Consider the following 8,645-nt stretch of genomic DNA (forward strand, 5'->3'; position numbering starts at 1 on the left):
GTCGGAGCATGTTCGCTGCAATACTGTCTTCAGGAGTGACCCATGACTGATCTGCGGCAGTTTTTCGCCGGTAAGGTGGTCCTGATCGTCGGCGCGTCGTCGGGCATGGGTCGAATCTTTGCGAGGCGGATCGCAGCAGAGAAAGCCCTGGTGGCCGCCACCGCGCGCCGCGCTGGAAAACTCGAAACGCTAGTGCAGGAAATCACTGCAGGCGGCGGCACATGCGCCGTCTTCCCGGCCGATGCGCAGGATGAAGAGGCCGCCGCCCAGGTTGTGCGTGACGTCGTGTCCCGTTTTGGCCGGATCGACGTGGTCGTGCTCAATGCTGGGGGCGCCCCCGCGATTGACATGCGGCGGATGAATGCCGCCGAGGTCAAAGCCTACATGCGGTCCAACTATGATGTAGTCGTCAACTACCTCTTTCCCGTTCTGGATCAGATGCGCACGCAAATGGGCGGTCTGGTCGTACACACCAATTCGCTGGCCGGACTGATCGGCGTTCCGTTGCAAGGGCCATATTCAGCAGCGAAAGGCGGCGCAAAGCTTCTGATCGATACTTGCCGCATCGAATTCGCCCAATATGGCATCCGCTTTCTAACCGTCTATCCGGGATTTGTCGCGACCGAAGCGACCGTCGGCGATGGCATGCCCTCCCCCATGGAAATCTCCGAAGAGAAGGCTGTCGATCACATTCTACATGCGATCAGGAAGGGACATATCCATTATCCGTTCCCCTGGCGCACTGCCGCGCTTACCCGGTTGGCCCTGATGCTGCCGGTCCGGGTCCGGGACCGGATTCTGGCGCGCGAGCTTCCGGCACTAGCCGACGGGAAATAGCGTCCAGCATCCGGACCGCACGGTCACGTCAGGCTGCGCATCCCTGAATTCAGTCACCCAGGCATTGCAATTCTTGCCACGGGCGCAGCGATGTTGCGCCCGTGGCGGCTCATGGGACGCGGTTCGGCCCCTGCCGGCCGAGTTCATATGATCCCAAGGGAATTACAAATTCCTTGCAGGCTTGAAAAGCCGATCAATGATCGATATATAAACTCGATCATTGATCGGAAAGGTTCGCTTTCATGGCATCAAATCCCCTACCTTCACCGCCCAGCTTTCCTTTTGTCGGGCATCTTTTCGAACTGGATGGCCAGACGCCATTGCAAAGCCTGACGCAACTTTGCGCCAAGCATGGTCCGATTTTCCGACTATCCGTGCTGGGCCAATCTACTATCGTCGTCAGCGCCCAGAAATATGTGAATGAACTGTGCGACGAGAGCCGCTTCGGCAAGCATGTGCACAGTGCCCTTGTCAGCCTTCGTCCCGCAGTAGGCGACGGCCTGTTCACGGCTTATGGCGATGAACCCAATTGGGCACTCGCGCATCGCATCCTGATGCCAGCCTTCGGTCCGCTGGGGATCAGGGATATGGTGGGCAAGATGCTCGACATCGCGCACCAGATGTTCGATCGTTGGGAGCGTTTTGGACAGGATGCGGAAATCGACGTTGCTGACGCGATGACGCGGCTGACGCTCGATACGCTGGCCTTGTGCGCGTTCGATGTCCGGTTCAACAGCTTCTATCGGGAAGACATGCATCCATTCATCGACGCGATGGTCGATACGCTGCTGGAGGCTTCCGCGCGGGATCGCCGCCCGGAATTCGTTACCCGCGCCATGCTCGGCAAACGCCGCCAGTTCGAACGCGATATTGCTGTGATGCACGACATGGCGGATGCGCTGATGGCCACGCGGCGGAAAGAAGGTCGGGTCGGGCAGCGCGGCGATCTGCTGGATTCGATGTTGACCGGTATCGATCCGGTGACCGGTGGACGCTTGGCTGATGAAAATATCCGCCACCAGCTTGTGACCTTTCTGATCGCAGGGCATGAAACGACCAGCGGCCTTCTGTCGTTCGCAACCCATTTGCTGCTGGAAAATCCGGATATTCTGGAAAAAGCGCAGCAACTGGTGGATTCCGTTCTGGGTGATCGTGATCCAAATCTCGATGATCTGGCGGATTTGAAGTTCATCGAGCAGATATTGATGGAATCGCTGCGCCTGTGGCCCACGGCACCCGCATTCGCCGTCACACCGCATGCGCCCACCATGCTCGCCGGTCTCTATCCGCTCAAGCCGGGAGATGAACTGCTGATATTGCTGCCCGCGCTGCACCGCGATCCGGCAATATGGGGAGAGGATGCGGCGCTGTTCCGGCCGGAACGCTTTGCGGATGGTATGGCAGAACGCCTGCCGCCCAATAGCTGGAAGCCTTTCGGCAATGGGCAGCGCGCCTGCATCGGCCGCGGTTTCGCGATGCAGGAAGCCCTGCTGGTCCTGTCGATGATGTTGCAGCGGTTCGACATAAGCCGCGCCGATCCGGATTATCGGCTCAAGGTCGCAGAAACGCTAACCATGAAGCCGGAAGGATTGCGCATCCGCGCGCGCCGGCGCCAGCCCCCAGGCATCGTGCCCGTGCTGCGAACGCCCTCCGAAACCAGCACCGCTGCCCAGGCGCGGCAATATCTCGGTGCGGACGGGACGGATACACCGCTGCTGATATTATATGGAAGCAATTCCGGATCGAGCCTGGCCTTCGCCCGTCAGATCGTGACTGATGGCGCAGCGCGCGGCTACCGGCCCCGTCTGGCCGCGATGGATGAAGCGGTCGCCGACCTGCCCAAGGATGGCGCTGTCGTGATCGTGACGGCATCTTATGAAGGATTGCCGCCCGACAATGCCAGGCAGTTCGTTGCATGGCTCGATCAGCTGGAGCCGGGCATGCTGACGGGTGGGCGCTTCGCGGTATTGGGCTGTGGCAACAGGCAATGGGCGCGTACCTATCAGGCGATCCCCTCACGGGTCGATGACGCGTTGGAAAGGGCAGGCGCAAGCCGTCTTGTCGAACGCGGAGTCGCGGATGCCGCGGGCAATTTCGTGGAAGCGGCGGAAGCGTGGATGGCAGGATTATGGCCTGCCCTTGCCGAAGCCTTTGGTGGCGGGGAATGCCTGCGGTCTGTGGAGCCGACAATCGAAATGCTGCCCCCGTTGCGGGGGCGTTCGCTGGGCGGTTTCCGGCCCGGCAAGTGCCTGCGCAATGTTCCGCTGACACGGGGGGGAATGCTGGAGGCCGCCAGCGACAAGCGACATTTCGAGATCGCCCTGCCGCCAGGGCTGAGCTACCAGCCGGGCGATCATTTGTCGGTGTTGGCAAGCAACCCCGTGGAGACAGTGAACAGGGCGTTGCACCGGCTCGGACTGGACCCGGACATGCGCCTGGTCGTTCGTGACGATGCGGGGCTGACCCTGCCTTTGCCCGCCAGCGAAGCGGTCAGCGTGCGGGAACTGCTATCGGATTTTGTGGAACTGGAACAGCCCGCGACGATGCCGCAGCTTCGTCTCTTTGCGCAGTCAACCCAATGTCCCCCCGAACGCGCGCGGGCACAGGCCATGCTGGACCCGGCCGTTTTCGAACGGGAAGTCACCGAATGCCGGCTGGGAACATTGTCGCTTCTGGAAAGCCTGCCGTCCTGCAGCGTTGATCTGGCAGCCCTGCTTGCAGTCCTGCCGCCCATGGCGCCCCGCCGCTATTCCATCGCCTCGTCCCCGCTCGCTGACGCCGGACGATGCGCGCTGACGGTATCGATCGTCGATGCCCCGGCTCGATCGGGCAAAGGCCGTCATCTCGGCGTTGCATCCAATTTCCTGGCGCGTCTGGAGGATGGTGCGCAGTTGGCAGTCGCTCTGCACCCGGGGCCGCGCCATTTCCGGTTACCTGAGGACCCGGCCACGCCGATCATCATGATCGCAGCGGGAAGTGGCATCGCGCCGTTCCGTGGCTTTGTGGAGGAACGGGCGCTGCGGCGTGGTGCCGGGGAAACCACCGGGCCGGCGCTGCTCTTCTTCGGCTGTCGCCACCCAGACAAGGACTGGCTCTACCGTGATGAGTTCGCCGCATGGCAAGCCGATTCTGTGGTTGACGTGCGCCCTGCATTCTCCCGCGCACCCCAGGACGGCCACCGTTATGTGCAAGGCCGTCTGGTTTCGGACGCAGCGGATATTGCCACGCTGATTGGCAGAGGCGCCCATATCTATGTTTGTGGAGACGCCATGACGCTGGTGCCTGAGGTTGAGAGGCTGATCGTTGAAATTGCTGGCCGGGCGCTCGATAGGGATCCGGAGCAAGCCTATCGCCTTCTGGTTGACGAGGGACGTTATGCCGTGGATGCCTTTGCCTGAATTTCCCGGAAGGAAGAACGGCGACAAGACGAAGGGAAGGATCAGGACAAGGCATGATGGAACAGGATAATCTGGCCGACCGTGTCGCACCACGGTCGGCATTGAAACAGGAACGTAGCCGGCAAAGGCAACAGGCCCTGCTGGACGCAGCAGAGGAGATGATCGCAGAGGCCGGGCTTGACGGGCTGTCGATGCGAGAGGTGGGCAGGCGCGCTGGTCTGCCCATTGCATCAGTCTATCATTATTTCCCGTCGGCGCCGGCAATGGTTCGGGAACTGGCCACCCGGCAGTTGGCGCGTCTGGGCGCCCTGGTCGAGCATCGCCTTTCCACAGGAGAGGAGCTGGTAAAATCAAACATCGGCATCCAATCGCTCGCGGGGCATATCGTTTCCGATCTGGCGGCCTATCTGGCCGAGGCAAAGGCCGCGCCCGCGATTTGGAATGCGCTTCGTTCCAACCCGGAACTGCGCCTGCTCGACCGCGCCGACACGATCGAAAATGCCCGCAATCTCGCTCCCTTTCTGACTGCTCTTGATCCGGGCGTGTCTGGACAGGTGGCGGAAGCTCTGGCGATCGTGATTCTTGAAACGGTTGCAATCAATCTGATGTTCGCGATGGAATGTTCCGAACCGCAGCAGGGCGCTCAACTCGCCGCGTTGCGGCTTTTCCTTTCAGCGGCGATCCGGGGGCTGGCGCAGGGAGAGGCGTAAACCAGTCCGGCGCTCGTCAACAGCAGGGTGCGATCAGCATGATGGGGCCTGGCCCTCTATCCTTCAAATGCACCGGGTGTCTGCTCCAGCGAAACTGTGTCCGTTATCATCGACCGAGGCGCAACATTCCCAAAATCGAGCGAACGGCGTGAAGGTGAAGCTGAAGGGCGGCGGGCAAGGAGGTGCGTCAGGGTAACACGACCTTTGGCGACGATACTCATATGCGCCCCGACAAGCGCTTCGCGCGGGCCGCAGCGATATTGTTCGTCGATGCGGCGGTGTGATTGCCGTACGCGAATAATCTGCCAGCTTCGACGCCCCCTGCAGAATTGCCTTGTTCGGCGCGAGGGCCGCGACAAGCCGCTCCAGCCGGGCATCGCCAGGCTCCAACTCCTTTATCCGGCACGCCTGATCGACCTTCAGCCCGCCATGTCCTGGCGCCACGGATGCAGCGCCGGGTCCGGAGTGTGGATTGGAAGGCGTAGGAGAAGCGCTCCGACTGGTGCCTTGACAATTAAGAATAGTAGTGATAGCTACTATATTCTGTTCAACGGTCTGGTGTTCCCATGATTAAGCCTCGCGATATTCGATTCCCGCTTGATTCCGCCCTGAGCTCCGACTGGAATGGGTCGGACTGGTTCCGCACCGCCTTCTTCAATGCGATGTCGATCCTGTTTCCCTATGGCGAGAAGTCGTTCATCGACAGCGTTCGCGCCAACGAGAAGGCAGCGACAAGCCCAGCCCTGAAGGCTGCGGTGCGGGGTTTCATGGCGCAGGAATATGTCCACCGCCGAGAGCATCAGCACTTCAACGAAGAATTGTGCGTCGCGCGGGGTTATAGCCTTGACTGGCTGGAAGCTGCGATCCGGAGCGATTCCGAGGAATTGCAAGATCTCGACCCACTGTTCTGGCTGGCGACGACTGTCGCATATGAGCATCTGACCGCAACGATCGCGGGCGGCATTCTTGGCCGGACAAACTGGCTTGACGGCGCCGATGCCGGGATAGCCAAAATGTGGCGTTGGCATGCGATCGAAGAGATCGAGCACAAGAGTGTGGCCTTCGATGTCTATCTGGCTGCGGGCGGCACCCACGCAATGCTGCGAAAGGCCATGGTTTTGATGAGCTTCGAGTTCCTGGTACGTTTCCAGACGCGCAGCCTGTGGCACATGTATCGGCGCGATCGCCCTCCCCTGGGTCGGACATTGGTGCAGGCTGCAAGGTTCCTGTTTGGCAAGGGCGGGCTGATCCGTGGCAATTGGCGCCACTACTGGGCCTTTTTCCGCAGCGACTTCCATCCCGATCACATTGACGACGTTGTCATCCTGAACCGCGCGATTGCGGCTGACGGTCTGGCGCATACATGATTGCCAGGGGCTGACCTTGCGCGCGCCTCTCCGGAGAGGACAGGATGTATCGATCGACCGATCATGCACTATTGTGCCGTTGGAGAGCTTCGGGTTCGATTTGCGCAACGACAATCCACCCCGCCGCGTCAATGTATCGGCGAGCAGAGCATGTGAGGTGGTCCCGCCATTTTGGACAGGTTTTCGTCTGTTTTGCTTTCGGTCTGATCCGCGACTTAGGGCTTGTTCGTAATCGCTTCGAAGGTCTGGGCGTAGTGATGCTGGAGCAAGGTGATCGCGCGATCGGCGTCGCGATTGATGCATGCATCGACCAGATCGCGATGTTCCTGCAGCTCATTGCGCTCCAGGACCTGCTCCAGCGCGAGAAGACGGTAGCGTTCCGCGGCGTCGAACAACTGGCCGCTGATCCGCTTGATCCACCGGCTGCCGCACCCGCCGATGAGGGCAAGGTGGAAGTCCTTGTGCCGGCTTTCCCATTCGGAACTTTCGCCCTGGCCCGTCTCCCCGCGATGGGTTCGCGACAGATGATGGAGCGCGAGTATGAGATTCTCCTCCCATGCCAGGTCGAACCGATCGATCGATTCACGAATGGCCAGGCCATCGATCCAGCAGCGCGTCTTGACGAGTTCCTTCAGTTCCTCGGCGCTCACCGGCGCGACACGAAAGCCCTTCTGCTCCTCGAGCGCGACGAAGCCTTCTGAAAGAAGCCGGTTGAGCGCTTCCCGAACCGGGCTGCTGGCCGTGTTGAACCGCTTGCGCAGGGCTTCGGCACGGATCTTCTCGCCAGGACGCATCCGCCCGCTGAGAATGTCGGCGCGCAACTGCGCATAGACGGACTGGGTCAACGTCGCCGTTTGCCGCTCGCCAGCCCCCTCCGGCGTGGCGATGGTGTCCACTGCAGAAAGGGCAAATTTGCCTTTCAAAGGCATTCGATCATCTTCTCTTCTGGAAGGAAGGCGGAAAACAGCATGAGACATATTCAGATGGGCCTTGCGGGTTCTGCTCCGCCTGCGTTCATGCGTGCGAGGGCGGTTCGGTGTGCGACGCGATCGAGCAATGTCACCATTTCTTCCAGTTCGCCGGCGGGCAGATCCTGGGTGATGAAGACGATGCGCGTGCGCTGATCCTCGTCGGGCCATTCGGGAAGCCAGGTCAGGTTGTGCAGCAGATGCTGCGCGCCCTGGATGACGGCGGGCTGGCCGGGTTCCTCCCTGACATTCACCAGCCCCTTCACCCGGAGCAGATTGGCGCCGAGATGCTTTTCCAGGGACGTCAGCAGCAGGTTCAGAGCCTCGCGCGGGAGCGGCTCGTCCCGGATCAGGTTGAACGACGCGATGCCACTGTCATGCGCATGCGCTTCATGGCCATGCTCCGCATCCGCCGCTTCATGGGTGGGAGCCGCGCCAAGGGCGGCCTCCATCCAGCTCTTCGCGGCTTGTGGATCCTCTCTCGGATCGGCCATCAGCTTGCGCATCACGCCCACCGGATCGGCCGCCAGGTCATCGCTTTCCAGCACAGGAGCGGTGCGGTTGATCTGGCCCAGGCGGGCGATCAGCGCCGCCTTGCGCGCTGCCCGCTCCGCAGGTTCCAGCAGGTCCGTCTTGGTCAGGAGAATGCTGTCCGCCAGCGCGACCTGCCGCACGGAAACGGGATGATCCGCCAGGGTTGCCTCCGCGTTCACCGCATCGACGGTCGCAACGACCGCGCCCATCCGGAAGAGCCCCTCAAGCGTGGGTTCGGACAGGAAAGCCTGGAGGATGGGGCCCGCCTCGGCCAGGCCGGAGGTTTCGATGACGACATGGTTGAAATCGACCTCGCCGGCCTCACGGGCATGATAGAGCCGGTTGAGGGTCTGGATGAGGTCGCCAAAGACCGTGCAGCACAGGCAGCCATTTTCCAGCACCATGATCGTATCGTCGCTCGCCGTGGTGAGGGCGTGATCGATCCCGATCTCTCCAAACTCGTTTATGATCACGGCGGTGTGCGTCATCGCCGGATCGCGCAGGGCGCGATTGAGCAATGTGGTCTTTCCGCTGCCGAGAAAGCCGGTCAGCACTGTGACCGGCGTCCTCATATCCTGTTTGGGAGTCAGCATGCGCGCGCTCAGGCAGGTGCGCGGTGGTTGGGATACAGCTGCGGGCGAAGCGCGGGCCTGGCCATGCCGTATTTGGGCGCATAGTCGGTCGTCGCGCCGAGTTCCTCGGCCGCGTGCCATGCCCAGCGAGGGTCGTAGAGCGCGTCGCGGCCGATCATCACGAAATCGGCCTTGCCGGAGGCGATGATCTCTTCAGCCTGCTGGGCGCTGCCACCGATGAGGCCGACCGACATGGTCG

The 8,645-nt window shown here is 61.4% G+C and carries 6 protein-coding genes and 1 pseudogene; 4 read left to right on the forward strand and 3 right to left on the reverse strand.

Features of this window, described 5'->3' with window-relative positions; genetic code table 11:
* The first annotated feature begins 42 nt into the window (after positions 1–42).
* The 4 genes from MRBLMC3_RS10000 to MRBLMC3_RS10015 all read left to right on the forward strand — a co-directional run bounded on the left by MRBLMC3_RS10000 (position 43) and on the right by MRBLMC3_RS10015 (position 6,312).
* Positions 43–837, forward strand: a complete 795-nt coding sequence (locus MRBLMC3_RS10000; RefSeq protein ID WP_363735794.1) for an SDR family NAD(P)-dependent oxidoreductase — start codon at positions 43–45, stop codon at positions 835–837.
* Between the two features lie 242 nt (positions 838–1,079).
* The gene (locus tag MRBLMC3_RS10005) at positions 1,080–4,235 is read left to right on the forward strand and encodes a bifunctional cytochrome P450/NADPH--P450 reductase (RefSeq protein ID WP_363828150.1); all 3,156 of its coding nucleotides are present in this window, start codon (positions 1,080–1,082) and stop codon (positions 4,233–4,235) included.
* 53 nt (positions 4,236–4,288) lie between these two features.
* Positions 4,289–4,945: a helix-turn-helix domain-containing protein gene (locus tag MRBLMC3_RS10010; protein ID WP_363828153.1), complete on the forward strand. Its 657-nt coding sequence runs from the start codon at positions 4,289–4,291 to the stop codon at positions 4,943–4,945.
* 566 nt (positions 4,946–5,511) lie between these two features.
* Positions 5,512–6,312 carry a metal-dependent hydrolase gene (locus MRBLMC3_RS10015; protein ID WP_363828156.1) on the forward strand — a complete coding sequence of 267 codons (801 nt, stop codon included), beginning with the start codon at positions 5,512–5,514 and terminating at the stop codon, positions 6,310–6,312.
* A 215-nt stretch (positions 6,313–6,527) separates the two neighbouring features.
* On the opposite strand, the gene MRBLMC3_RS10020 is transcribed toward MRBLMC3_RS10015, so the two are convergent.
* The 3 genes and pseudogenes from MRBLMC3_RS10020 to MRBLMC3_RS10030 form a co-directional block, all read right to left on the reverse strand.
* The gene (locus MRBLMC3_RS10020) at positions 6,528–7,241 is read right to left on the reverse strand and encodes a GntR family transcriptional regulator (RefSeq protein WP_363828159.1); all 714 of its coding nucleotides are present in this window, start codon (positions 7,239–7,241) and stop codon (positions 6,528–6,530) included.
* Positions 7,242–7,291: 50 nt separating this feature from the next.
* On the reverse strand, positions 7,292–8,407 hold the full coding sequence (locus tag MRBLMC3_RS10025; RefSeq protein WP_363828162.1) for a CobW family GTP-binding protein: 1,116 nt from the start codon (positions 8,405–8,407) through the stop codon (positions 7,292–7,294).
* An 8-nt stretch (positions 8,408–8,415) separates the two neighbouring features.
* Positions 8,416–8,645: pseudogene (locus tag MRBLMC3_RS10030) on the reverse strand (hypothetical protein); the annotation flags it as partial.

It is taken from the genome of Sphingobium sp. LMC3-1-1.1 (genome assembly GCF_040676285.1).
GTDB lineage: Bacteria > Pseudomonadota > Alphaproteobacteria > Sphingomonadales > Sphingomonadaceae > Sphingobium.

What these genes read in the sequence shown, in the direction of transcription:
- MRBLMC3_RS10000 (WP_363735794.1), top strand. Translation starts at nt 43, where the DNA reads ATGACTGATCTGCGGCAGTTTTTCGCCGGTAAGGTGGTCCTGATCGTC.
- MRBLMC3_RS10005 (WP_363828150.1), top strand. Translation starts at nt 1,080, where the DNA reads ATGGCATCAAATCCCCTACCTTCACCGCCCAGCTTTCCTTTTGTCGGG.
- MRBLMC3_RS10010 (WP_363828153.1), top strand. Translation starts at nt 4,289, where the DNA reads ATGATGGAACAGGATAATCTGGCCGACCGTGTCGCACCACGGTCGGCA.
- MRBLMC3_RS10015 (WP_363828156.1), top strand. Translation starts at nt 5,512, where the DNA reads ATGATTAAGCCTCGCGATATTCGATTCCCGCTTGATTCCGCCCTGAGC.
- MRBLMC3_RS10020 (WP_363828159.1), bottom strand. Translation starts at nt 7,241, where the DNA reads ATGCCTTTGAAAGGCAAATTTGCCCTTTCTGCAGTGGACACCATCGCC.
- MRBLMC3_RS10025 (WP_363828162.1), bottom strand. Translation starts at nt 8,407, where the DNA reads ATGCTGACTCCCAAACAGGATATGAGGACGCCGGTCACAGTGCTGACC.